Here is a 25,355-nt window from a genome sequence, read left to right on the forward strand (position 1 = left end):
GCCCCTGGGCGGGGCCGTCACGGCGGCGCGGCGCTGCAACGCGACAAAGTATAGACAGCCGCCAAGGATTGCTCAACGGAAATCTTCACTTTACTCACGCCATGGTAGAACAAAAAGGCCGGTCACGAAGAGCGGCCTTAGAGATGTTGCATCAACGTCTTGTCAGGATGAAATCATCCGCGCCGCTTGAGCAGGGCGTGCAGGATGATGGCACCGAAGGTGGCGGTCCCGATGCCGCCCAGGGCGAAGCCGCCCATCTTCAGCGTGAAGTCGCCCGCGCCCAGCACCAGCGTGACGGCGGCCACGATCAGGTTGGTGTTGTTGGAGAAATCGACCTTGTTCTCGACCCAGATGCGCGCACCCGAGACGGTGATGAGACCGAACACCACGATCGACACGCCGCCCAGCACCGCGCCGGGAATGGTCAGGATCACCGCGCCGAACTTGGGCGAAAAGCCCAGCAGGATGGCGATGACGGCCGCCACCACGAAGACCAGCGTGGAGTAGATCTTGGTGACGGCCATCACGCCGATGTTCTCGGCGTAGGTGGTCACACCGGTGCCGCCGACGCTGCCCGAGAGCATGGTCGCCAGACCATCGCCGATGAAGGCGCGGCCGATATAGCGGTCCAGGTTCTGGCCGGTCATGGCCGAGACGGCCTTGATGTGGCCCAGGTTTTCGGCCACCAGGATGATGGCCACCGGTGCCAGCAGGGCCATGGCGCTACCCTGGAAGACCGGGGAGGCGAAGTGCGGCAGGCCGAACCAGGCCGCATTGGCCACCGTGGAAAAGTCGATCGGCTTGCCCAGACCCAGGCCATTGGTCAGCACGGCATAGAGCACGTAGGCCAGCAGCAGGCCGATCAGGATCAAGAGGCGCTGCAGCATGCCGCGCGTGAAGACCGCCACGAAGCCCACACAGAGGATGGTGGCCAGCGCCATCCAGCTGTCGAAGCTGCTGCCGGAGACGCCCTTGACGGCGATGGGCGCCAGGTTCAGGCCGATCACCGCCACCACCGCGCCGGTCACCACCGGCGGCATCAGGGATTCGATCCAGCGCGTGCCCACGCCGGAGACGATCAGGCCGATGACCGCATAGACGGCACCACAGGCGATGATGCCGCCCAGCGCCACGCCCAGGTTGGCATTGGGGCCGGAGCCGGCATAACCGGTCACCGCGATGACCAGGCCGATGAAGGAAAAGCTCGAACCCAGGTAGCTCGGCACGCGACCGCCCACCAGCAGGAAGAACAGCAGCGTGCCCACGCCCGACATCAGGATCGCCAGGTTGGGATCGAAACCCATGAGCAGCGGGGCCAGCACGGTCGAACCGAACATGGCCACCACGTGCTGCACGCCCATGGCCAGCGTCTGCGGCGCGGGCAGGCGCTCATCGGCGGCGATCACGGCCCCCTGGCCGTCGTTGGTGCTTTGGCGCAGTCGCCATTGGGGGAAATACGAACCCGACATGGAGCTCCCTTTCGTTGTGGATTTGTTTTGATTTGTACGTGGATGTGGAACGGGGGCTAGTGTATTGAGCGCCCGCACAAATAACAATTGCTGCGGCACCGCGTCGCCAAAAAAATCCGTAAAAGATTTCGGCCACCCGGCACGCTGCTGCGCGGCGGTGCAAAAAACCCGTCTGTACTGGCGCGATGCCCCAAAACTGACCGCGCATTTGCGCAAACGCGGCACGCCTTGCCTGGGCATGCTTCTTGCGCCGCGGGAGCGGTTAGAATCACGTCCCTGATTGCTTCCTGCCATGTCGATGATCAACCTCACCACCCCCGCCCTGCTGTTCCCCGCGACCTCGCTGTTGCTGCTGGCCTATACCAACCGCTTCCTGGTGCTGGCGCAACTGATCCGCAATCTGCAGAACCAGGGCCAGAATGATGAACGCGGACTGGTGATCCGGCAGATCCTCAATCTCAGGAAGCGCATCGTGCTCACGCGCTACATGCAGGCGCTGGGCGTGTCCAGCTTCATCATGTGCGCCATCTCGATGTACCTGATTTTCGTGGACTTCAATCGCTGGGCCGAGGTGTTCTTCGGCATCAGCCTCATGCTGCTGGTGGCCTCGCTGCTGGTGTCGCTGTGGGAAATCATGATCAGTACGCGCGCCATCGAGATCACCCTGGAAGACATGGCCCACAAGCTGGAGCAGCGGGGCATCCTGGCCGAATGAAAGCCGGCATGGGGCGAACATGTGATAATCGACCCGCCCGGCCGGCATTGCAGAGCATCACCGCCGGCGGGCACCCCTCGACTATGCATTGGAGACCTACATGATCCTGGAACTGGCGGACATCCGCATCCAACCCGGCAAGCAGGCAGAATTCGACGAAGCCATCCAGCGCGGCCTGGCGCAAACCATCAGCAAGGCCCGTGGCTATCTGGGCCACAAGGTACAAAAAGGCATCGAGTCGCCCGAACGCTACATCCTCATGGTGTATTGGGCCACCCTGGAAAACCATACCGTGGATTTCCGTGAATCGCCCGCCTTTACCGAATGGCGCGGCATCGTCGGTCCCTTCTTCGCCGGCGCCCCGCAGGTGGAACACTTCGCGCTGCTGACCGAATCGGTCTGAGCGCTTCGGCCTGATCTGCGCCGACCCGCGCCTATCGGCCACCGGCTGCGCCGCCAAGCCTGGCGCTGCGGAACGTTTGCGGCCTGCCCCTGACTAAAGGGCAGACCATGGAGGGGCAGGCCGATCCGGCCGCCCCCGATGGTGGATGAACGATGACCGAGAAAGCGCCACCATGACAACAGCGCCGGTACGCACCGTGCGCAGGAACACCAGAATGACCACACTGCCCCGATTCTTCTCTCCCCGCGTCCCCCGTCTGCGCGCCCGCGCCTGGGCGCTGGGCATGCTGCTGGCGCTGAGCGGCTGCAACAATTTCAGCGGTGACGAGCGGCAGCAGGCCGAGGTCATCGGCAACTTCTACCGCATCCACCTCAAGAACCACGCCCCCGGGCTGCCCTCCGCCGAGGAACTCAAGCAGTTCGAGCCGCTGGTGAGCCGCGCGCTGTACTCCCTGCTGAGCCGCGCCGAAGCCGCCGACCTGCGCTACCACACCGTGGCCGGTGCGCAGGCGGCACCCTTGATCGAAGGCGATCTGTTCACCTCGCTCTACGAGGGTGCCACCTCCTTCGCCGTGCAATCCTGCGACAGCGAGGCTGATCGGGCTTCCTGCCAGGTCGCCTTCCGTTATCAGAAGGAAGGCGCCGACGAATCCTGGAACGACAAGATCCTGCTGGTGCGCGAAGAGCACCAATGGCGCATCGACGATATCGAGTTCATCGGCAACGACCAATCCTCCCAGCGCGAATACCTGAGCGACAACCTCGCCGACGCCATCCAGCAGGCCGAATGAGCCGGTCCGGCTCGCCCTGGGCCCGCCAAGGCGGAATTGGTGGCCTTTTGGCGATGTGTTCCCGGTCTTCCGGCTGAGCCTGGCAACGTAAAATTGCGCCATGGCATGCTGGTCCTTTTGCGCACGCTCGGCGCAGAGGCATCCAGGCATGCAAAAAATACCAACACAGCAATTGCATCGTGAATAACACGTCACCCGCACGCCTGCGGTGGGCTCAGGGAGAATCGGATTGAAGCGGATCGGTAAGACACTCATCGTCGCCGCCAGCATGCTGCTTGCAGCCTGCTCGGCCAATGAAGAGGGCAAGGCCAAGGAACTGGTCACGGAGTTCTACCAGACCCACGCCTCGAACCGTCCCTCGGGCGCGCTGTCGCTCAAGGAACTGATCGTCTTCCGCCGTTTCCTGTCGGTGCCGCTGTTTGACTTGCTCAAGGATGTCTCGGTGGCCGAGGAGGCCCGTACCGCCCAATCGGCGGCGGACCAGGCTGCCGATCCCGATGCCGATCCGCTGCCGCCGCTGGTGCAGGGCGATCTCTTTACCGGCAACCCGGACGGCGCTGCCGCCTTCCGCGTGCTCGATTGCGATGCCCAGGAGCGCGAGGCCCGCTGCACGGTGGAACTGAGCCTGAGCGAGGCCAAGCCGCCCGCGCCCGCCAAATGGACCGATACGGTCCTGCTCGCCCGCGATGCGCGCGGCTGGGTCATCGACAACATCCAGTATGCCGCCGGCAATGCGCCGCTGCGCAGCGGCACGCTGCAAGATGCGATGCGCAAGGTCTTGAAGCGTGATGCGGCGCCGCTGCTGCCCCTGGCACCGGCAAAATAAGTCAGCGTGGGAGGGCGGCAACGCGCTTGCCCTCTTGCGCCGCCTCGAAAAAATCAGGCTTCCTGGCACCCGCTGCTTGACGGCATCGCGGCAGCCATCGCGCAAGGCTCTATAATCGCGCGATTCCCTTAGAAGCCTGCCGCGATGTCCAATCACACCTTCCTCTGGCACGACTACGAAACCTTTGGCGCCGTGCCCCGCCGCGACCGCCCCGCGCAGTTCGCTGCCGTGCGCACCGATGCCGAACTCAACGAGATCGGCGAGCCCGTGATGATCTATTGCAAGCCGGCGCCGGACTACCTGCCCGATCCGGTCTCCTGCCTGATCACCGGCATCACGCCGCAGCACTGCCTGGAACACGGCCTGCCCGAACATGAATTCGCCGCCCGCATCGAGCAGGTGCTCGGCGAGCCCGGCACCATCGGCGTGGGCTACAACACCATCCGTTTCGATGATGAAGTCACGCGCTTCATGTTCTGGCGCAACCTGATCGATCCCTATGCGCGCGAATGGGCCAACGGCTGCGGCCGCTGGGATCTGCTCGACGTGGTACGCCTGACCTATGCACTGCGCCCGGACGGCATCCGGTGGCCGACCAAGGAAGACGGCAGCGTCAGCTTCAAGCTGGAGGATCTCTCCAGGGCCAATGGCCTGGTCCACGAAGCGGCGCACGACGCACTCTCCGACGTGCGCGCCACCATTGCGCTGGCGCGCCTGATCCGCCAGAACAATCCACGCCTGTTCGACTTCGCCCTGGCCTTGCACAAGAAGGACAAGGCCGCGGCCGAGATCGGCTTGCCGGCGGCCAAGCCCTTCCTGCATGTCTCGGGCATGTTCCCGGTGGCCAATGGCTGCCTGGCGCTGATGTGGCCGCTGGGCATGCATCCGACCAACAAGAATGAAGTGATCGCCTGGGATCTCGCCCATGATCCGACCGAACTGGCGACCCTGGATGCGGCCTCGGTGCGCGAACGCATGTTCACCAAGCGTGATGAACTGCCCGAAGGCATGATCCGCCTGCCGGTCAAGAGCATTCACCTGAACAAGTCACCGATGGTGGTGGGCAGCCTCAAGACGCTCTCGGCCGGGCGCGCAGCGCAACTGAACATCGATATCGACACCGCCCTGCGCCACGCTGAAAAGGCCGCCACGCTGCCTGACCTCGGTGCACTGTGGCGCCAGGTCTATCAGCGCGAAAACGAGGCCGCTCCGGACGTAGATGAAGATTTGTACGGCGGCTTCATCGGCAACGGCGACCGCCGCCAGTTGACGCAGCTGCGCGCGCTGCCGCCGCAGGCGCTGGCCGGTGCCAGCGTGGCCTTCGACGACATGCGATTGAATGAAATATTGTTCCGCTATCGGGCACGCAATTTCCCCGACACCCTGAGCCCGGAAGAAGCCCGGCACTGGGAAGAACACCGCGCCGCGCGCCTGTTCGACGGCGCGGGCGGTGCGCGCACCATCGCGCAACTGTTCGAGCAGATCGACCAGTTGCAGGAAGAGGCCGATGACGAACGCACCCAGGACATCCTGGGCGCGCTGTATGACTATGCGGAGATGATTGCGCCGGCCAATCAGTGATGCCTGGCGCGCGCGGGCCTAGCCGGCGGCAGGACCGTCCTCGGCAGCAGCAGCCTTGCCCTGCGACTTCAACTTCATGATGAAGTCGCGGAAGGCCGGCTGGATGTCCTCGAACAGCGGATGCTTGCGGTTCTTGAGGATCACTTCCCCGAACAGCTTCAACCCCAGCGCCAGCTGCGCGCTGGTGTCACTGTCGAATTGCCCCTTACCACGCAGGCGGGAGACGATACTGAAGAGATCGTCATGGTTGCCCGCCTCGAAAGTCAGGGGCGCGTGCAAGGCTTGTCCCTCCGAGGCCGTAGCCAGGTGCTCCAGGGTGATGCGGTAGCGATGTTCTCTCATGTGAAGTTCCTTTCCAGATTCCGGTAACACCGGATCAGACGCGTTCCACCGCCACGGCAGCGCGGTCGATGATGTCGATGATGGCATGCAGTTCTTCCCTGGCCAGCTTGCCCTTGGCCAGGCGCGTATGCAGGGCCATACGGAAGTTCTGCACGGCGCGGCGCAGTTCGGGCGAATCGGCGTCGGGACGCTCCTGGCGGCGCAGCTCGAACTTGCGCAGCACCTGCTGCAGCACCTCGGCATTGTCCTTCTCTTCCAGATGCGCCTGACCTTCGGGGCTGATGGTGTAGAGCTTCTTGCCGCCCTCCTCGCCCTGCACCGAGGCATGGCCCATTTCTTCCAGCAGCGTCAGGGTCGGGTAGATCACGCCCGGACTCGGGCTGTAGCCGCCGCCGACCAACTGCTCGATGGCCTTGATCATGTCATAGCCGTGGCGCGGTTTTTCCTGCAGCAGATGCAGCATCACGATGCGCAATGCGCCCTGCTCGAACATGCGGGCGCCACGACCGCCGCCGCCTTCGCGGCCACGCGGGCCATGATGGCCGCGCGGACCGCGCTGGTCATCGTCGTCGAACAAGCCGCCGCCGTGGTGAGGACGGTCGTGGCGCTGGTGCTTGGCGCCGTGACCTGGCTGGCCGGGTTGATGGAATAAATGCTTGAACATGGTGTTTCCTTCTTGTCGGGTTGCAAAGGCAGCGACTGACGCACGCTGCGGAGCGATCGATATAGCCAAGATATATCTTTATTCCAGGCATTTCAAGATATATCTTAATAATATTTTTCAGATTTCCGACAGGAAAGAGGAAGCAAAAAGCTTCACCATCTCATGCAGCGAGATGATGAAGCAGTCTTAAAAGAGGTGCTGGAAAATGGGCATATGCCCGTGCGGTGAACAAGACCGTGCGGAAATCCCCGCTCAGCCCCGGCTTGCATGCCAGCGAGCCACACGCTGCAGACAGGTATGGACATCGCCCTGCACCAGTTCGGTGGCATGGACCAGCATGAGGTTGCGCGGCAGGCCGAAGTCCTCGATGAGCATGCCCGCATGGCAGTACCCCGGTTCAGCCTGCGGCACCTGGCTCAGCAGGTCCTGGGCAGGCGTGTTGTAACACCACACCTTCTTGCCCCGCCCGACTGCATAGCCGATCTCGAAGACCGTTCCCGAGTCGGGCTCATGCCCGCGAAAATTGCACACATTGGCCACCACGTAATCGGCGGAATCGATCAGGGCCACGTTGATCTCGTAGATGCGGCGTGCCACTTCGGCCTTGCTGTCGCCGCTGACTTCATCATCGCCGGGGCACAGCGCCACCAGTCCGAGGTCGGCGCACCATTGCCTGATCCGCTGTTTGTGCTGCGCATAGTCGCGCTGGAAGACATCGGGGCCGGCCAGGTAGATGCGGGGCTGCGGGGTCATGGTTCATCCTGTGCAATACGAGGGAAACGGCAGGATAGCGCAAACCTTCATCTCCTTATGAACCCAGCTGCGCCACAATCTGCGCGCGATCGAAATCCGGCCCGAAATCATCCACTTGCACGCTCTGGTTGCCATAGTGGGCAAAGGCATCAACGGCTTCCTTCTCCTGCTGCGAGATCAGCTGGCGTTGCAGCGCCAGCGCGCTCCAGGCCGGGACGTCCGGCAGGTTCTGCGGCATCGGCGGCAGCTTGCCTTCCTTGATCTCGCCCTTGAGACGATGCTCCAGCTGCTGCACCACCGGCGTGAGTGCAAAGGCCCTCTCGCCACAAGCCAGCGATAAGGGGCCAGCTCAGCCGGTGGAATCGGACAGTATTGCCTTGCCAGGTCAGACAATGCCCGACAAGCCGCAGCCCATGGCATCCATTACAATCCCGGCATCGCAGACAGCAGCACCGGAGAAGACATCATGAAATGGGAAGGCAATCGCGAAAGCGACAACGTGGAAGACCGCCGTGGCGAGGATGGCGGTGGCGGCTTTGGCTTCGGTGGCCGCTCCATCGGACTGGGCACGGTGGCGGTGGCGCTGGTGGCCTCCTACTTTCTGGGCATCAATCCGCTAACCATGCTCAATCTGCTCTCCGGCGGTGGCGCACCGGCCCCGGTGCAGCAGCAGGTACCCTCGCACAAGCCTTCACCCAACGATCAGATGGCGCGCTTCGTCTCCACCGTGCTGGCCGATACCGAAGACACCTGGGGCCAGATCTTCGCCAGCAATGGCAAGCAGTACGTGCGGCCCAAGCTGGTACTCTTCTCCGGCAGCACGCCCACCGCCTGCGGTACCGGCCAGACTGCCACCGGCCCCTTCTACTGCCCGGGCGACCAGAAGGTCTACATCGATCTGTCGTTCTATGAACTGATGAAACAGCGCTTCAAGGTGTCCGGCAATTTTGCCCAGGCTTATGTGATTGCGCATGAAGTGGGGCACCACGTACAGCACCTGATGGGCATTTCCGACAAGGTGGATGCGGCCCGCCGCAATGCCACCGAGAAGCAGGCCAATGCCATGTCGGTGCGGCTGGAGTTGCAGGCGGACTGCTTTGCGGGGGTGTGGGCCTATCACGCCAACCAGGCGCGCCACATCCTGGAAGAAGGCGACATCGAGGATGCCCTGCACGCCGCCTCGGCCATCGGCGACGATGCCCTGCAACGCCAGGCGCGCGGCGTGGTCGTACCGGACTCCTTCACCCACGGCAGTTCGGCGCAGCGCGTGACCTGGTTCAAGCGCGGCATTGCCCAAGGCAAGGTCAGCGCCTGCAATACCTTCGCCGCCAGGGAACTCTGAACACATCACTACGAGGAGACCCACCGCATGACCCTATCTTATTGGTGCATCCTGATCGCCGGCCTGATGCCGGTGCTGACCATTGCGATAGCCAAATATGGCCGCCGCGATTTCGACAATGCCGAACCACGCGCCTGGCTGGACAAGCAGACCGGGCTGCGCCGCCGCGCCGACTACGCGCATCGCAACCACTTCGAAGCCTTTCCCTTCTTTGCTGCGGCCGTACTGGTGGCGCAGATGGCGGACGCTCCCCACGAACAGATCGATACTGCCGCAGTGGTCTTCATCGTGGCGCGTATCTTTTATACGGCGCTGTACCTGACGGACAAGCCTTCGGCCCGCTCGGCGGTCTGGATCGTGGGATATCTGAGCGTGATTGCGCTGTTCGTCATTGCCGCACGCGCCTGAAACAGGAGCCATCAATGAGCCACCCCGCCGCCCTGCAACTGGCCCCCATGCGCGCAGCCCTGGATCAACTGTGTGCCGGCCACACCAGCATCGCCAGCCTGTGCAGCACCTGGCGCGCCAGCGAGGAAGTGATGAACGCCCTGCCGCCGCGCTATCGCCAGGTCGCCGAAGACCTGCTGGGCCGCCTCGAAGCCGGCAGTCTCTTCACCGAAGAAAGCTGCTCCTTCAGCCAGAAGGATCTCACCGACAGCCTCTCCACCTGGCTGGACAAGGCACAGCAGACGCTGGCGGCGGGCTGACCTGCCTGGCCGGAAGAACTAGTTCTTCCGGCCGCCCTCCTCCTCCTTCTTCCTTCACCTTCCTCACCGTCGGACCAATGTTGCCTGCCCGCCGTGACCGATAAGCTGGACTGCATCGATCACCATCCGCAGGAGGCTTCATGTCCGACCAAAGCCGGGCCTATGGCGTACTGGGTTCCAGTACGCTGGCCTTTACCGTCTGCTTCACCATCTGGGTGATGTTCGGGGTCATCGGCATTCCCATCAAGAATGCCCTGCACCTGAACGAAACCGAATTCGGCCTGCTCACCGCCATGCCGGTGCTGACCGGTTCGCTCATCCGCGTCCCCCTGGGCATCTGGACCGACCGCTACGGCGGTCGCATCGTGTTCTTCATCCTGATGCTCTGTACCGTGCTGCCGATCTGGCTGATTTCGTACGCCACGGCCTTCTGGCATTTCCTGGTGCTGGGCCTGTTCGTGGGACTGGCCGGCGGTTCCTTCTCGGTCGGTACACCCTATGTGGCGCGCTGGTTCAAGAAGGAGCGTCAGGGCCTGGCCATGGGCGTGTTCGGCGCTGGCAACTCGGGGGCGGCAGTCAACAAGTTCATCGCCCCGGCCCTCATCGCCGCCGGCGGCTGGGCTCTGGTGCCACAGGTCTATGCCGGCCTGATGCTGGCGGCCGCCGTGATCTTCTGGTTCTGCTCCGCCACCGATCCCGGCCACCAGGTGGCGTCCGATACCCGCTTCATCGATCAGATCCGCATGCTCAAGGAGCCCAGGGTGTGGCGCTACTGCCAGTATTACTCGGTGGTGTTCGGCGGCTACGTCGGCCTGAGCCTGTGGATGGTCAAGTACTACGTCACCGAATACGGTTTCGACATCAGGCACGCCGCCCTGCTGGCCGCCTGCTTCTCGCTGCCGGGCGGCGTGCTGCGCGCCATGGGCGGCTGGCTCTCCGACAAGTACGGCGCCTACAAGGTCACCTGGTGGGTGATGTGGATCTGTTGGGTGGCCTTCTTCCTGCTCTCTTATCCGCAGACCGACTTCACCATCCAGACCGTGAACGGCCCGCAACGCTTCCACCTCGGCCTGAACCCGGTGCTCTTCACGGTGCTGCTGTTCGTGGTCGGCGTGGCCATGGCGGTGGGCAAGGCTTCGGTCTTCAAGTTCATCTCGGATGACTACAGCAGCAACATCGGCGCCGTCTCCGGCATCGTCGGTCTGGCCGGCGGGCTGGGCGGCTTCATCCTGCCCATCCTCTTTGGCATCGCGCTGGACGTGACGGGCGTGCGCAGCTCCTGCTTCATGCTGCTCTACGGCACGGTCTGCTGCGCCCTGGTGTGGATGCATTTCCAGTTCCGCCGCGAGGCGACCACGACTGCCAGTGCGCCGCAAGCCCACTGATCCCTTCCTCTGACAAGGACTCATCATGAATCACGTACTACAACGCTGGGAACCGGAAAACCCCGAGTTCTGGCGCAAGCAGGGCCAGGCCGTGGCCCGCCGCAATCTGTGGATCTCCATCCCCTGCCTGATGCTGGCCTTCGCGGTCTGGATGCTGTGGAGCGTGGTGGCGGCCAACCTGGACAAGGCGGGCTTTCATTTCAGCAAGGACCAGCTGTTCTTCCTGACCGCATTGCCGGCCCTCTCGGGCGCCACGCTGCGCATCTTCTACTCCTTTCTGGTACCGGTCTTCGGCGGCCGCAAGTGGACCGCCATTTCCACCGCCAGCCTCCTGATCCCGGCCATCGGCATGGGCCTGGCCCTGCAGGACCCGGGCACCAGCTATTCCACCCTGCTGGGACTGGCGCTGCTGTGCGGGCTGGGCGGCGGCAACTTCAGTTCCAGCATGGCCAACATCAGCTTTTTCTTCCCCAAGGCGCGCAAGGGCTACGCCACCGGCATGAATGCCGGCATCGGCAATCTGGGCGTGTCGGTGGTGCAGTTCGTTACACCGATGGTGATTTCCTCGGCCGTGTTCGCCGCCTCGATCTCAGGTCAGGGTTTCGTCTTCCTTGATCCCAAGAGCGGCATGCAGAGCACCTTCTGGCTGGCCAATGCCGGCTTCATCTGGGTGCCCTTCATCGTCGCGGCCACGCTGGCGGCCTGGTTCGGCATGAATGACATCGCCTCGGCGCACGCCTCGCTGGCCGACCAGGCGGTGATCTTCAAGCGCAAGCACAACTGGCTCATGTGCTGGCTGTATGTGGGCACCTTCGGCTCCTTTATCGGTTTCTCGGCGGCCTTTGCGATGCTGATCAAGGCCGAATTCCCCGAGATCGCAGTGGCGCAATACGCCTTCCTCGGCCCGCTGGCCGGGGCTCTGGCGCGTCCGCTGGGCGGCATGCTGTCGGACCGCATCGGCGGCGCGCGCGTGACCTTGTGGGTGTTCCTGGCCATGGGCCTGGCGATCCTGCTGGGCATCCTGCCGGCCTTGCATACGCACCAGTTCATGCTGTTCCTGGTGTCCTTCATCGTCATGTTCATCCTGACCGGCCTGGGCAATGGTTCGACCTTCTGCATGATCCCGCTGATTTTCCAGACCGAGCGCGAACGCGCCGTGCAGGGTCAGGGCGAAGCCGCCCTGCAGCAGGCGCGCCTGGATGCCGCCAGAGAATCGGCCGCCGTGCTGGGCTTCTCGGGGGCCATCGGGGCCTATGGCGGTTTCTTCATCCCGCAGAGCTTCGGTACTTCCATTCGCATGACCGGCGCGCCCGACATGGCCATGTTCATCTTCGTGGGCTTCTATGCCAGCTGCATGCTGATCACCTGGTGGTACTACGCGCGCCGGGGTGCGGAGATGCCTTGCTGAGAACCGGTCTAGTTCTTTCGAACTAGTCGGACTAGTCCGCCTGCAGGGGGCAGGCGTACAAGCTGGCCAATAGGCGCAGCGGGGCGGCTTGCCTACACTTTTCTACAGTCAACGCAGGTGGAATGTCCACCCACGCAACCGAGGATTCACGATGAGTCATTTTCTGGACCGATTGAAGTTCATGTCGCGGGTGAAGTCCACCTTCGCCGATGGACATGGCGCGGTGGTCAACGAAGACCGCCAATGGGAAAACGCCTACCGCAGCCGCTGGCAGCATGACAAAGTGGTACGTTCCACCCACGGGGTCAACTGCACCGGTTCCTGCTCGTGGAAGGTCTACGTCAAGAACGGGCTGATCACCTGGGAAACCCAGCAGACCGACTATCCGCGCACCCGCCCCGACCTGCCCAACCATGAGCCGCGCGGTTGCCCGCGTGGAGCGTCCTATAGCTGGTACGTCTACTCGGCGCAGCGCGTGAAATACCCGATGATCCGCGGCCGCCTCATGCAGTTGTGGCAGGAAGCACGCCGCACCCTGAGCCCGGTCGAGGCCTGGGCCGCCATCACCAGCGACGCCGCCAAGGCCGCCAGCTACAAGTCGATACGCGGCCTGGGCGGCTTCGTGCGTGCCGACTGGGATACCGCCAACGAGATCATCGCCGCCGCCAATGCCTACACCATCAGGCAATATGGTCCGGACCGCATCATCGGCTTCTCGCCCATCCCGGCCATGTCGATGGTGTCCTATGCGGCCGGTGCGCGTTATCTCAGCCTGATCGGCGGCGTGCCGCTGTCCTTCTACGACTGGTACTGCGACCTGCCACCGGCCAGTCCGCAGATCTGGGGCGAGCAGACCGACGTGCCGGAATCGGCCGACTGGTACAACTCCACCTACCTGATGGTATGGGGCTCCAACGTGCCCCAGACCCGCACACCCGACGCCCACTTCTATACCGAGGTGCGCTACAAGGGGACCAAGACGGTGGCGGTGTCCTCGGACTTCGGCGAGATGGTCAAGTTCGGCGACATCTGGCTGGCACCCAGGCAAGGCACCGACGCTGCCCTGGCCATGGCCATGGGCCACGTGGTGCTCAAGGAATTCCACCAGGCCCAGCCCTCGGCCTACTTCCGTTCCTACGTCAAGCAATACACCGACATGCCCATGCTGGTGCGGCTGGTGCAACGTGATGGCCACTACCTGCCGGACCACCTGCTGCGCGCCTCGCAGTTGCCGGGCCAGCTGGAAGAAGCCAACAATGCCGACTGGAAGTCGCTGGCCATCGATGCCGGCACCGGCCAGATCGTCGCCCCCAACGGTTCCATCGGCTACCGCTGGGGCGAAGGCCAGGTCAATGACGGCGCCAAGGTCGGCCGCTGGAATCTGGAAAGCCGCGACGGCCATTCCGGCCGCGAGATCGATCCGCTGCTCTCGCTGGTGGCGCAGCACGATGAAGTGGTCACGGTCGCCTTCAACTATTTCGGCGGCGACGATGCGCAGCCGCTGGCGCTGCGCCGGGTACCGGTGCGCCACGTGCGCCTGGCCAATGGCAGCACCGCGCTGGTGGCCACGGTGCACGACCTGATGATGGCCAACTACGGCGTCGATCAGGGCCTGGGCGGCGAGATCGCCCACAGCTACGATGACGATGTGCCCTACACCCCGGCCTGGCAGGAAAAGCATACCGGCGTCAAACGCGAACTGGTGATCCAGGTGGCGCGCGAATTCGCGCGCAATGCCCACGACACCGAAGGCAAGAGCATGGTCATCGTCGGTGCGGCGCTGAACCACTGGTACCACAACGACATGATCTATCGCGGCATCATCAATTTGCTGATGATGTGCGGCTGCATCGGCAAGTCCGGCGGCGGCTGGGCGCATTACGTCGGGCAGGAAAAGCTGCGTCCGCAATTCGGCTGGGCTCCGCTGGCCTTCGCCACCGACTGGGTACGCCCGCCGCGCCAGATGAATGGCACCAGTTTCTTCTATGCCCATACCAGCCAGTGGCGCCATGAAAAGCTGGGCATCCATGAGATCGTCGCGCCCACGGCGGACAAGGACAAGCTGTCCTCCATGAGCATGATCGACATGAACGCCAGGTCAGAACGCATGGGCTGGCTGCCCTCGGCCCCGCAACTGGAAACCAATCCGCTGGACATCTGCGACAGCGCCCGAGCCAGGGGTCAGACGCCGCAGGATTATCTGAAGGAGGCGCTCAAGTCGGGCACCGTCAACATGAGCTGCGACGACCCCGACAACCCGAAGAACTTCCCGCGCAACATGTTCGTCTGGCGCTCCAACATCCTGGGCAGTTCCGGCAAGGGGCATGAGTATTTCCTGAAGTACCTGCTGGGCACCCAGAACGCCCTGTTCGACAACCCCGACCAAGCCATCAGGCCCAGCGAGGTGAAGTACCGCGAGCAAGCCGCCGAAGGCAAGCTGGACCTGCTGGTGACGCTGGACTTCCGCATGAGCACCACCTGCCTGTATGCCGACATCGTGCTGCCCACCGCCACCTGGTATGAAAAGGATGACCTGAACACCTCTGACATGCATCCCTTCATCCATCCGCTGTCCGAAGCCGTGCAGCCGCTGTGGGAGAGCAAGACCGACTGGGAAATCTACAAGGGCATCGCCAAAAAATTCAGCGAGATCGGTGGCGACTATCTCGGCACCCGCAGCGACATCGTGCTGCAACCGCTGATGCATGACACCCCGGGTGAACTGGGTCAGCCCTTCGAACCCAAGGACTGGAAGAAGGGCGAATGCGATCTCATCCCCGGCAAGACCGCGCCCAACTTCGTGGTGGTGGAACGCAACTACAAGGACATCTACAAGAAGTTCACCTCGGTCGGCCCGCTGCTGGACAAGCTGGGCAACGGCGGCAAGGGCATCAACTGGCAGACCGGCCATGAAGTGGACGAACTGGCTGCCCTGAACAAGCGCGTCACCGAACCCGGCGTGAGCCAGGGCCGTCCGCGCCTGGACAGCGCCATCGATGCCTGCGAGATGATCCTGTCCTTCGCGCCGGAAACCAATGGCCACGTCGCCGTCAAGGCCTGGGAGGCACTGGGCAAGATCACCGGGCGCGATCACGCCCACCTGGCGCAAGGCCGCGAACACGACAAGATCCGTTTTCGCGACGTGCAGGCGCAGCCGCGCAAGATCATCTCGGCGCCCACCTGGTCCGGACTGGAATCGGAAGAAGTCAGCTACAACGCCGGCTATACCAACGTGCATGAACTGATCCCCTGGCGCACCCTCACCGGCCGCCAGCAGTTCTATCAGGATCACCGCTGGATGCTGGATTTCGGCGAAGGCCTGTGCGTCTACAAACCGGCCGTCGATACCAAGACGGTAGCGCCGATGCTCAACCGCCAGCCCAATGGCGAAAAGGAAATCGTGCTCAATTTCCTGACACCGCACCAGAAGTGGGGCATCCACTCCACCTATTCGGACAACCTGCGCATGTTGACCCTGAGTCGCGGCGGGCCGCACGTGTGGATCTCGGAAGACGACGCCCGTACGGCCGGCCTGGTGGACAACGACTGGGTGGAAGTCTTCAACAGCAACGGCACGCTGACCGCGCGCGTGGTGGTGAGCCAGCGCATTGCGGGCGGCATGTGCCTGATGTATCACGCGCAGGAAAAGATCGTGAACACCCCCGGCGCCGAGTTGAGCGGCAAGCGCGGCGGCATCCACAACTCGGTCACGCGGGCGGTACTCAAACCCACCCACATGATCGGCGGCTATGCGCAACTGTCGTATGGCTTCAATTACTACGGCACGGTCGGCAGCAACCGCGATGAATTCATCATCCTGCGCAAGATGAACAAGGTGGACTGGCTCGATGGCCGCAAGCAAGAAAGGACTGCATCATGAGAATTCGCGCACAAGTGGGCATGGTGCTCAACCTGGACAAGTGCATCGGCTGCCACACCTGTTCGGTGACCTGCAAGAACGTCTGGACCAGCCGCGACGGCGTGGAATACGCCTGGTTCAACAATGTCGAAACCAAGCCCGGCATCGGTTACCCGAAGCAATGGGAAAACCAGAAGAAGTGGAACGGTGGCTGGCTGCGCAATGCCAGCGGCAAGCTGGAACCGAAACAGGGCGGGCGCGTGCGCATCCTGGCCAACCTGTTTGCCAACCCCAACCTGCCCTCCATCGACGATTACTACGAGCCCTTCACCTACGACTACGAGCACCTGCAAAAAGCCCCGCTGATGGCGACGCCGCCGACGGCGCGACCGGTGTCGGTGCTGACCGGCAAGAAGATGGACAAGATCACCTGGGGCCCCAACTGGGAAGACGACCTCGGTGGTGAATTCAGCGCGCGCAGCAAGGATGCGCTCTTCGAAGGCGTGCAGAAGGAAATGTACAGCAGCTTTGAATCGACCTTCATGATGTACCTGCCGCGCCTGTGCGAACACTGCCTGAACCCGGCCTGCGTGGCGTCCTGCCCCTCGGGCTCGATCTACAAGCGCGAGGATGACGGCATCGTGCTGGTGGACCAGGACAAGTGCCGGGGATGGCGCATGTGCATCTCCGGTTGCCCCTACAAGAAAATTTATTACAACTGGAGCTCGGGCAAGGCCGAGAAATGCACCTTCTGCTATCCGCGCATCGAAGCCGGTCAGCCCACCGTGTGCTCGGAAACCTGCGTGGGCCGTATCCGCTACCTCGGCGTGCTGCTCTACGATGCCGACAAGATCGAAGCCGCCGCCTCGGTGGCCGATGAACAGGACCTGTACCAGGCGCAACTGGACTGCTTCCTCGATCCGCACGATCCTGAGGTGATGGCCGAGGCACGACGTCAGGGCATTGCACAGAGCTGGCTGGAATCGGCCCGCAGATCGCCGGTGTACAAGATGGCGATGCAATGGAAGATCGCCTTCCCGCTGCACCCGGAATACCGCACCCTGCCGATGGTCTGGTACGTACCACCGCTGTCACCCATCCAGAAGGCCGCCGAAGCCGGTCACATGGGCATGACCGGCATCATCCCCGATGTGAAGTCGCTGCGCATTCCGGTGCGTTATCTCGCCAACCTGCTGACCGCCGGCAAGGAAGCGCCCATCCTGAGCGCCCTCGAACGCCTGCTGGCCATGCGCGCCCACAAGCGTGCCGAGACCGTGCACGGCCAGCGAGATGACGCCGTGCTGCAGCAGGTCGGCCTGACCCCGGCCGAGGTCGAGGACATGTACCAGACCCTGGCCATCGCCAACTATGAAGACCGCTTCGTGGTGCCGTCCTCGCACAAGGAAATGGTGGAAGACAGCTTCAACGACAAGGGCAGTTGCGGCTTCACCTTCGGCAATGGCTGCTCGGGCGGCGTCTCCGAGGGCAGCCTGTTCGGCAAGAAGCCGCAAGGCAGCGTGATCTTCGTGGACATGCCCAAGTCGCGCAAGAAGACCGCCCTCACCGAATGAACGGAGCCCACAGCATGTCCAATGACCTTCACCCTGCCGCTGCGGCCGTGCCGCTCTACCGCATCGTCTCGGCGCTGATGAGCTATCCGCAGCCGGACCTGATCGCGGCACTGCCCGAGATCGGCGCCGCACTGCAAGCCGAACCGGCCCACCTGAGCGCCTTGCAGCCGCTGCTGGATCACCTGGCCGGCACGCCCCTGATTGCACTGCAGGAAGCCTACGTCGATACCTTCGACCGCAGCCATGCGCTCTCGCTGCACCTGTTCGAACACATCCATGGCGAAAGCCGCGATCGCGGTCAGGCCATGGTCGACCTGCTGGACGAATACCGCGCCCATGGCGTGGAACCGGCCGAGACCGAACTGCCCGACTACGTGCCGCTGTTCCTGGAATTCCTGAGCCTGCTGGACCCGGCCACGGCCGCGAAACTGCTGGGCGACGCCATCCACGTGCTGGCCGCCATCGGCATGCGGCTGCAGAAGCGGGACCATCCCTACGCCCCGCTGTTCCTGCTGCTGACCACCCTGACCGCAGTCGAACCACGCGAACAGGATGAACCACCGGTGCGCGACATGGATGAAGCCATGGAAGTCTTCGGCCCCGGTGCCGATGGCGTGGAACCCCTGCTCAGACCGGCCATGGGCGGGGTGCAGCCGCTGCATTTCCATCCCCGGCCACCGGCCAGCCAAGCCAGCCCGGCCAGCCCGACCGGCCGCTGAGCCCGGCCCATCGATTCGCCTGCATAGAGAGATCACCATGAACTACCTGCATCAATTCCTCTACGGGATCTATCCCTACATCGCGCTGGTCGTGTTCCTGCTGGGCAGCCTGGTGCGCTTCGAGCGCGAGCAGTACACCTGGAAGAGCGATTCCTCGCAACTGCTGCACGCCGGCCGTCTGCGGCTGGGCAATATCCTGTTCCATGCAGGTGTGCTGGGGCTGTTCTTCGGTCACCTGGTAGGCTTGCTCACGCCAGTGGCGGTGTGGGATGCCCTCGGCGTGACGCACAGCTTCAAGCAGGCCGTGGCCATGGGCGCCGGCGGCGTGTTCGGCACGCTCTGCCTGCTGGGCCTGCTGATCCTGATCCATCGCCGCTGGACCGATGCGCGTATCGCCGCCGTCACCCGCCCGTCCGACAAGCTCCTGTTGCTGTGGCTGCTGGTCACGCTGGGACTGGGCTTGTCCACCATCGCCGAATCGGCCCAGCATCGCGATGGTCACATGATGGTGCTGCTGATGACCTGGGCCCAGCACATCATCACCCTGCGGGGCGACGCCGCCGGCTTCATCGAGGGCGCGCCGCTGCTGTTCAAGCTCCACCTCTTCATGGGACTGACGCTGTTCGTGATCTTCCCCTTCACCCGGCTGGTGCACGTCTGGAGCGGCTTCGCTTCGGTCACCTACCTGAGCCGCGCCTGGCAACTGGTACGTACCCGCTGAACGAGGAGAATCACCATGCCCGTGATCGTCAACGACTACGAACTCACCGACGCCGAGATGGCGCAGGAACTGGCCGCCCGCGATGAGCAGGAGCCGGATCTGCAAGCGGCCATGACCACCCTGGTACTACGCCGGCTGCTGCTGGAACAGGCGCAGCAACTGGGCCTGCAAGAAACCGGCGAAGACGCCCGCATCGAAGCCCTGCTGCAACACGAAGTCCACGTCCCCCTGCCTGATGAGGAACAATGCCGGCGCCACTACCAGGCCGCGCCGGAACGCTTCCGTGTCGGTGCGCTGGCCGAGGTCAGCCATATCCTCTTCCAGGTCACGGAAGGGGTGGACCTGGCGGCATTGCGCCTGCACGCCGAAGCGGTCCTGGCCGAGCTGCTGGTGCATCCGCAGCGCTTCGCGGAAGTGGCAGAGATCGCCTCCAACTGTCCTTCCGGTGCCCAGGGCGGCAGCCTGGGTCAGATCACACGCGGCACCTGCGTGCCCGAGTTCGAGAAGGCCGTCTTTGCCGCCCAGGCCGACGCCATCCTGCCGCGCCTGGTGGAAAGCCGCTTCGGCTTGCACATCGTCCGGCTCGGCCGCAAGTTCGACGGCGAACTCCTGCCCTTCGACGCCGTGCGCGAGAACATCGCCCGGGCCCTGCAGCGCGCCAGCTTCGACCGTGCCGTGCGCCAGTACCTGCAATTGCTGGTCGGCCGTGCCTGCATCTCCGGCATCGATCTGCCGGGCGCGGTCACGCCGCTGGTGCAATGACACTGACTGGCTCAACCCTATGCCCTTCCCCTTCGCGCCTTTCGATCGTCCGGTCCTGCAGGACCGCTTCGGTCGCCGCATCAGCTATGTGCGGCTGTCGGTCACCGACCGCTGCGACCTGCGCTGCAGCTACTGCATGCCCAACAGTTTCAAGGGCTTCGAGGAGCCGGCCAACTGGCTCAGTTTCGATGAGATCAGCCGCGTCATCGCTGCCTTCGCCCGGCTGGGCGTGGGCAGGGTGCGGCTGACCGGCGGCGAGCCGCTGTTGCGGCGGCACCTGCCGGTCCTGGCGGCACAGCTGTCGGCATTGCCGGGGGTGGAGGAATTGTCCCTGTCCACCAATGCCACGCAGATGCACAAGCACGCTGCGGCCTTGCGCGCGGCCGGCGTGACACGCATCAACGTCAGCCTGGACAGCCTGGAGCGCGCCTGCGTCACCCGCATCACCGGGCGCGACAGCCTGGAGAGCGTCATGACCGGGCTGGCCGCAGCCAAAGCGGCGGGCTTTGCGCCCATCAAGGTCAACATGGTGGTGCTGCGCGGCGTCAATGAAGATGAAATCCCGCGCATGGCCGAGTTCTGCTTCAAACAGGGATTCATCCTGCGCCTGATCGAAGCCATGCCGATGGGCCAGACCGGTCGCGACAGCGGCACCGTCGCCATCGGCCCTATCCGCGAGCAACTGGTGGCGCGCTTCGGCCTGCAACCACTGGCCGCCGAGCTGGGGGGCGGACCGGCGCGCTACTGGCAGCGCGCCGATGGCGACGGCACCATCGGTTTCATCTCGCCCATCAGCCAGCATTTCTGCGCCACCTGCAACCGCGTGCGCCTGTCGGTGGATGGCACGCTCTACCTGTGCCTGGGCCAGGAGGCGCGCGTCGAGCTGCGTCCGCTGCTGCGTGCCGGCATCGATGATGCGGGCCTGGAGGAGGCCATCCGGCTGGCCATCGAACTGAAGCCGGAACGCCATGAATTCCAGGAGCAGCCGCACAAGATCATCCGTTTCATGTCGCAGACGGGGGGCTGACGTGCTGTAGCAAGACCGCACAAGAACAAAGGGATAAGTGAAGGAAAGTTGACTTCGCCCCCGTGATTTTCATCCGGCGAAGGCATAGACTGCCTGCTCGCCTGCCGCCCGGAACCACCATGCCCTCTCCTGCCGCCCCGCTGCTGCCCCTGCCGCCCCTGCCGCCGCACAAGCGGCTGACCTTCCGCATCCTGCTGATGACCCTGGTCGGCCTGGGCCTGACCATGACAGCCATCGGCTATACCCTGCTGCTGTCCTGGCAACTGGAAGGCGGCGGCACCGTCATCAATGAAGCCGGCAGCCTGCGCATGCGCTCCTACCAGCTCGGTCTGGCGCTGGAACACCAGCAGGCGCGCGACACCGTGCAGCACGAGATCGAGCGCTTCAGCGAAATCCTCGACGTACTGCAGACCGGGCAGGCAGGACAGCCCAGCTTCGTGCCGCCGCGCGGCCCCATCCATGAGCAGTTGCTGCAGGTACGAGGCCAGTGGCAGCAGCGTATGCAAGTCCATGCCAGGGAGGTGTTGCAGGCGGAGGATGACCGGCAACGCCAGCAGGCGCTGACGCAATACCTGCAGGAACTGCCGGATTTCGTGGACGAGATCAACCTGCTGGTGGCCCTGGTGGAAGCCGACCTGGCCGGCAAGACCACCTGGCTGCGGCTGTGCCAGACCGCGCTGATCTTCCTGGCGCTGGCGGCCAGCATCGCTGTGCTGTACCTGCTCTACCTGTGGATCGTCGGCCCGGTGCGGCGCTTGCAGGCGGGGATTGCGCGCATGTCGCAAAACGACCTGGACGTGCGGCTGGCCATCGACAGCGAAGATGAGTTCGGTCAACTGGCACGCGGATTCAACCAGATGGCCGATCACGTGCAGGGCGTGCACCGCACGCTGGAAGACCGGGTGGCGGACAAAACCGCACGCCTGCGCGAGCAGAATGAAGAAGTCGGCACGCTCTATGAAATCACCGACTTCCTCTCCGGCGCGCACACCATCGAGGCGCTGTGCAGCGGCTTCCTGCGCCGCATCATGCAACGCATCCAGGCCGATGGCGGCACGGTGCGCATCCTCGATGAACGCGGCAACCTGTATATCGCGGTGCATGAAGGTATTTCCGAACGCATCATCGATGAAGAACGCTGTCTCAAGGTCGGCGATTGCCTCTGCGGCACCGCGACCTCGCAGGGCATCATCCTGGTCCGCGACTTCCGCGAACTGGACCAGCAGCGCCGCTATCGCTGCCAGGAAGAAGGCGCGGTATCGCTGGGCATCTTCCAGATCCAGGTGCGCGAACAGGTCATCGGCAGCTTCTCGCTGCATTTCTCGCGCGAACGCCAGATCAGCGAAGAAGAACGCCGCCTGCTGGAAACCCTGGGCCGGCACCTGGGTTCGGCCATCGAAAACCAGCGCCTGATCGCACGCGAAAAGGAATTCGCGGTCGCCCACGAACGCAACCTGATGGCACAAGGCCTGCACGACAGCATTGCCCAGGGCCTGAACTTCCTGAACCTGCAGGTGCAGATGCTGGAAGATTCGCTTGCCCGCGAAGACCTGGGGGAAATCCGCGACATCGCGCCCCTGCTGCGCGCCGGGGTGCAGGAAAATTACGAAGATGTGCGCGAGCTGCTGCTGAACTTCCGCAGCCGCCTGCAGGACAGTGATCTCGAATCCGAAATGCGCAAGGCCGTCGAGAAACTGCAGCGCCAGAGCGGCTTGCAGGGCCATCTCGACATCACCGGGGATGGCCCGCTGCTGGCGCCGGAACAACAACTGCAGGTCTTGTTCATCCTGCAGGAAGCGCTCTCCAACATCCGCAAGCACGCCCAGGCCAGCCACGTCAGGATCGAGGTCGACAATGGCAGCGACTTCTGCCTCACGGTCAGCGACGACGGCCACGGCTTCCAGCTCGACCAGGCGCGCGCCAAGGGCAGCCAGCACGTGGGCCTGCGCATCATGCAGGAGCGCGCCGAACGGCTGGGCGCGCACCTGGACATCGCCAGCCAGCCCGGTGCCGGTACCCGCATCACCGTCAGGCTGATGCGCGAAGAACGACTGGTAGCCTGAACGCCGTATCGCATTTTCAATGGAGCAGTCGCCGCATGAGCATCCGCATTCTCCTGGTCGATGACCATACCCTCTTTCGCAGCGGTATCCGCCTGCTGCTGCAACGCCATCCCGAATTCGAGGTCGTGGGCGAGGCCGTCGATGGCCTCGATGGCGTCAAGCGCGCCCGCCAGCTGCGTCCCGATGTGGTGCTGATGGACTTGAACATGCCCGGCCTGTCCGGCCTGGAAGCGATGCAACTGATCGTGGAGGATTTGCCGGAGACGGCCGTGTTGATGCTGTCGGTCTCCGAAGAAGCGGAAGACCTCAGCACCGCCCTGCACAATGGCGCGGCCGGTTACCTGCTCAAGAACATCGAAGCCGATTATCTGGTGCAGGCCATCAAGCGCGCTGCGGCCGGCGAGCCGGTGATTTCGGAGGCGATGACGGCCAAGCTGGTGATGCAGTTCCGGGCCGCCAGGCCGGCGGTTTCAGGCGATATGAAGGAAAAGCTGACCGCGCGCGAACGCGAAACCATGAGCTGCGTCGCACGGGGCCAGAGCAACAAGGAGATCGCCCGCAGCCTGGACGTGGCCGAAAGCACGGTGAAGATTCATGTCCAGAACATCCTCAAGAAGCTCAACCTGAGCAGCCGGGTGCAGATTGCCGTGTATGCTGTGGAACACGGTCTGGACAAAACGCCCTGAGCGGCGTACCGTACCGCTCCCCCGCGCCTGTTGCGGGCGGCATTTCCGAGAGAAAACATGCAAAAGATCACCTTCCCGCTGCAAGGCCATCCCTACGTCGAGCTGAACCAGTTGCTCAAACTCTGCGGCCTGTGCGACAGCGGCGGCGCCGGCAAGCAACTGGTGGCCGATGGCCAGGTCAAGGTCGACGGCAAGCTGGAGACCCGCAAGACCTGCAAGATCACCGTCGGCCAGAAAGTGACGCTGGGCGACGTACAGATCACGGTGCTGGCCGAATGAGTCCGCACGCCAGCGCCGAAGAGGTACTGGACTTCTGGTTCGGCCCCGATTGGGACACGCTGCCCGCGCACCAGGTCGCGGAGCGCCAGAAAAAACTCTGGTGGAGCAAACACCCCGACGTTGACGCCCAATGCCGCACCCGCTTCGAGCCGCTGGTGCAACAGGCCGCCGCCAACGAACTCGACGACTGGACCGAATCCCCGCGCAGCATGCTGGCCCTGATCCTGCTGCTGGACCAGATGCCGCGCAACATCTACCGCGATACCCCGCAAGCCTTCGCCTTCGATGAGCTGGCGCGCCAGTGCAGCCACCTGGCGCTGGCCATGGGGCTGGATGCGGAGTTGCCGCCGCTGGCCCGGGTGTTCGTCTACCTGCCGCTGGAACACGCCGAAGACCTGGACGATCAGGAGTACGTCGTACAACTCATGCGTGGCCTGGCCAAGGCGGCCAGCGGTGAAGACAAGCCGGCCTTCGATGGCTATGCCGACTATGCACGACGACACCATGCCGTGATCGAACGCTTCGGCCGCTTCCCGCATCGCAACCGCATCCTCGGGCGCGACAGCACGCCGGAAGAAGTCGAATTCCTCAAGCAGCCGGGCTCGTCCTTCTGAAGTTTTCGATAGCGGCAACCTGATTGCGGCTTTTGCTGGAGACGCATTTTCTTTTGCCATAGACTCGCGGGCTTTCCTTTTCAGGATTCGCCATGCGTGCTCGCTCCTGTGGTTTCTCGATGATGGAAGTGCTGGTGGCCATGCTGGTCATCGGCACCGGCGCCCTGGCCATCGCCATGCTGCAGTTGCATGCGCTGCGCAGCAGTCAGGACAGCAGCCTGCACGCCCGCGCCACGCTGATGGCGCAAGAGCTGACCGAACTGCGGGCCAGCCTGCCGCCAGCGCCCGGCGCCAGCGATCCCACCCTGTTTTCCTTCACTGCCGAGCGGCCGCCGGTGGCCCCGGCCGATTGCGAATCCGCCGCCTGCAATCCGTCTGATTTCATCCAGTCCGCACTGGCGGACTGGAACGGCCGGCTGGTGCGCGACTTCCCCCAGGCCCGCGTGATCGTCTGCCGTGATGCTCAGCGCACACCGCAAGTGGACTGGACCTGCGATGGCCAGGCCAGCAGCCCGGTGATGCTCAAGCTGGGCTGGCGCCGCCTCGGCGCAGCCAGCCCATCCACGAGCGCAGCAGGCCCGCTGCTTAGCCTGGTCCTCGGGCATTGACGATGCGCGCACGGTCCCGTTCCCCTCGCCCCGTGCGTCGGTCTGGTCAAACCGGGCTGAA

At 63.8% G+C, this 25,355-nt stretch carries 26 protein-coding genes; 21 read left to right on the forward strand and 5 right to left on the reverse strand.

Annotation, left to right across the window (positions count from 1 at the left end; genetic code table 11):
- Positions 1-173: 173 nt before the first annotated feature.
- A complete protein-coding gene (locus tag AACH55_RS18765) occupies positions 174-1,469 on the reverse strand; it encodes a solute carrier family 23 protein (RefSeq protein WP_338716159.1) in 1,296 nt (431 codons plus the stop codon).
- Between the two features lie 298 nt (positions 1,470-1,767).
- Between AACH55_RS18765 and AACH55_RS18770 the strand changes: the two genes are divergently transcribed.
- From AACH55_RS18770 to sbcB, 5 genes are all read left to right on the forward strand, one after another.
- Complete coding sequence (locus tag AACH55_RS18770; RefSeq protein WP_338720350.1) at positions 1,768-2,184, forward strand: DUF2721 domain-containing protein; 417 nt, start codon at positions 1,768-1,770, stop codon at positions 2,182-2,184.
- 100 nt (positions 2,185-2,284) lie between these two features.
- Entirely contained in the window at positions 2,285-2,587 is a 303-nt protein-coding gene (locus tag AACH55_RS18775) for an antibiotic biosynthesis monooxygenase (RefSeq protein WP_338716160.1), read from the forward strand.
- A 214-nt stretch (positions 2,588-2,801) separates the two neighbouring features.
- On the forward strand, positions 2,802-3,377 hold the full coding sequence (locus tag AACH55_RS18780) for a DUF3828 domain-containing protein (protein ID WP_338716161.1): 576 nt from the start codon (positions 2,802-2,804) through the stop codon (positions 3,375-3,377).
- Positions 3,378-3,606: 229 nt separating this feature from the next.
- Complete coding sequence (locus tag AACH55_RS18785; protein WP_338716162.1) at positions 3,607-4,203, forward strand: hypothetical protein; 597 nt, start codon at positions 3,607-3,609, stop codon at positions 4,201-4,203.
- 144 nt (positions 4,204-4,347) lie between these two features.
- Positions 4,348-5,784 carry an exodeoxyribonuclease I gene (gene sbcB / locus AACH55_RS18790; protein ID WP_338716163.1) on the forward strand — a complete coding sequence of 479 codons (1,437 nt, stop codon included), beginning with the start codon at positions 4,348-4,350 and terminating at the stop codon, positions 5,782-5,784.
- Positions 5,785-5,802: 18 nt separating this feature from the next.
- Here the strand turns inward: sbcB and AACH55_RS18795 are convergent, their stop codons facing one another.
- From AACH55_RS18795 to AACH55_RS18810, 4 genes are all read right to left on the reverse strand, one after another.
- Entirely contained in the window at positions 5,803-6,126 is a 324-nt protein-coding gene (locus tag AACH55_RS18795) for a DUF3861 domain-containing protein (RefSeq protein ID WP_338716164.1), read from the reverse strand.
- 34 nt (positions 6,127-6,160) lie between these two features.
- Positions 6,161-6,790 carry a PadR family transcriptional regulator gene (locus AACH55_RS18800; RefSeq protein WP_338716165.1) on the reverse strand — a complete coding sequence of 210 codons (630 nt, stop codon included), beginning with the start codon at positions 6,788-6,790 and terminating at the stop codon, positions 6,161-6,163.
- 252 nt (positions 6,791-7,042) lie between these two features.
- Positions 7,043-7,543, reverse strand: a complete 501-nt coding sequence (locus tag AACH55_RS18805) for a nucleoside 2-deoxyribosyltransferase (protein ID WP_338716166.1) — start codon at positions 7,541-7,543, stop codon at positions 7,043-7,045.
- A 55-nt stretch (positions 7,544-7,598) separates the two neighbouring features.
- A complete protein-coding gene (locus AACH55_RS18810) occupies positions 7,599-7,877 on the reverse strand; it encodes an acyl-CoA dehydrogenase domain-containing protein (RefSeq protein WP_338720352.1) in 279 nt (92 codons plus the stop codon).
- A gap of 132 nt (positions 7,878-8,009) precedes the next feature.
- Here AACH55_RS18810 and AACH55_RS18815 point away from each other — a divergent pair, with 132 nt between their 5' ends.
- The 16 genes from AACH55_RS18815 (at position 8,010) to pilV (ending at position 25,294) form a co-directional block, all read left to right on the forward strand.
- Positions 8,010-8,885, forward strand: a complete 876-nt coding sequence (locus AACH55_RS18815) for a neutral zinc metallopeptidase (RefSeq protein ID WP_338716167.1) — start codon at positions 8,010-8,012, stop codon at positions 8,883-8,885.
- A gap of 27 nt (positions 8,886-8,912) precedes the next feature.
- Positions 8,913-9,293, forward strand: coding sequence for an MAPEG family protein (locus AACH55_RS18820; RefSeq protein WP_338716168.1), 381 nt, complete (start codon positions 8,913-8,915; stop codon positions 9,291-9,293).
- A 14-nt stretch (positions 9,294-9,307) separates the two neighbouring features.
- Positions 9,308-9,592, forward strand: coding sequence for a hypothetical protein (locus tag AACH55_RS18825; protein ID WP_338716169.1), 285 nt, complete (start codon positions 9,308-9,310; stop codon positions 9,590-9,592).
- Positions 9,593-9,732: 140 nt separating this feature from the next.
- Positions 9,733-10,977: a nitrate/nitrite transporter gene (locus AACH55_RS18830; RefSeq protein ID WP_338716170.1), complete on the forward strand. Its 1,245-nt coding sequence runs from the start codon at positions 9,733-9,735 to the stop codon at positions 10,975-10,977.
- 22 nt (positions 10,978-10,999) lie between these two features.
- Positions 11,000-12,385 (forward strand): NarK family nitrate/nitrite MFS transporter, encoded by a 1,386-nt coding sequence (locus tag AACH55_RS18835; RefSeq protein WP_338720354.1) that lies wholly within the window; start codon positions 11,000-11,002, stop codon positions 12,383-12,385.
- 151 nt (positions 12,386-12,536) lie between these two features.
- On the forward strand, positions 12,537-16,265 hold the full coding sequence (locus AACH55_RS18840) for a nitrate reductase subunit alpha (RefSeq protein WP_338716171.1): 3,729 nt from the start codon (positions 12,537-12,539) through the stop codon (positions 16,263-16,265).
- Positions 16,262-17,815 carry a nitrate reductase subunit beta gene (narH, locus tag AACH55_RS18845; RefSeq protein ID WP_338716172.1) on the forward strand — a complete coding sequence of 518 codons (1,554 nt, stop codon included), beginning with the start codon at positions 16,262-16,264 and terminating at the stop codon, positions 17,813-17,815. Before AACH55_RS18840 ends, narH begins: the two co-directional genes overlap by 4 nt.
- Before the next feature lie 14 nt (positions 17,816-17,829).
- Positions 17,830-18,534 (forward strand): nitrate reductase molybdenum cofactor assembly chaperone, encoded by a 705-nt coding sequence (gene narJ / locus AACH55_RS18850; protein WP_338716173.1) that lies wholly within the window; start codon positions 17,830-17,832, stop codon positions 18,532-18,534.
- Positions 18,535-18,571: 37 nt separating this feature from the next.
- Positions 18,572-19,255: a respiratory nitrate reductase subunit gamma gene (narI, locus tag AACH55_RS18855; protein WP_338716174.1), complete on the forward strand. Its 684-nt coding sequence runs from the start codon at positions 18,572-18,574 to the stop codon at positions 19,253-19,255.
- 15 nt (positions 19,256-19,270) lie between these two features.
- Positions 19,271-20,017: a peptidylprolyl isomerase gene (locus AACH55_RS18860; RefSeq protein WP_338716175.1), complete on the forward strand. Its 747-nt coding sequence runs from the start codon at positions 19,271-19,273 to the stop codon at positions 20,015-20,017.
- 19 nt (positions 20,018-20,036) lie between these two features.
- Positions 20,037-21,044, forward strand: a complete 1,008-nt coding sequence (moaA, locus tag AACH55_RS18865) for a GTP 3',8-cyclase MoaA (RefSeq protein ID WP_338716176.1) — start codon at positions 20,037-20,039, stop codon at positions 21,042-21,044.
- A gap of 119 nt (positions 21,045-21,163) precedes the next feature.
- Positions 21,164-23,107 (forward strand): type IV pili methyl-accepting chemotaxis transducer N-terminal domain-containing protein, encoded by a 1,944-nt coding sequence (locus tag AACH55_RS18870; RefSeq protein ID WP_338716177.1) that lies wholly within the window; start codon positions 21,164-21,166, stop codon positions 23,105-23,107.
- A gap of 35 nt (positions 23,108-23,142) precedes the next feature.
- A complete protein-coding gene (locus tag AACH55_RS18875) occupies positions 23,143-23,793 on the forward strand; it encodes a response regulator transcription factor (protein WP_338716178.1) in 651 nt (216 codons plus the stop codon).
- 57 nt (positions 23,794-23,850) lie between these two features.
- Positions 23,851-24,072 (forward strand): RNA-binding S4 domain-containing protein, encoded by a 222-nt coding sequence (locus tag AACH55_RS18880; RefSeq protein ID WP_034335781.1) that lies wholly within the window; start codon positions 23,851-23,853, stop codon positions 24,070-24,072.
- The gene (locus AACH55_RS18885) at positions 24,069-24,686 is read left to right on the forward strand and encodes a DUF924 family protein (RefSeq protein ID WP_338716179.1); all 618 of its coding nucleotides are present in this window, start codon (positions 24,069-24,071) and stop codon (positions 24,684-24,686) included. The genes AACH55_RS18880 and AACH55_RS18885 overlap by 4 nt, the downstream gene beginning before the upstream one ends.
- Before the next feature lie 92 nt (positions 24,687-24,778).
- Positions 24,779-25,294: a type IV pilus modification protein PilV gene (pilV, locus tag AACH55_RS18890; RefSeq protein WP_338716180.1), complete on the forward strand. Its 516-nt coding sequence runs from the start codon at positions 24,779-24,781 to the stop codon at positions 25,292-25,294.
- Positions 25,295-25,355 lie beyond the last annotated feature (61 nt).

Source organism: Herbaspirillum sp. DW155, assembly GCF_037076565.1.
GTDB lineage: Bacteria > Pseudomonadota > Gammaproteobacteria > Burkholderiales > Burkholderiaceae_D > Herbaspirillum.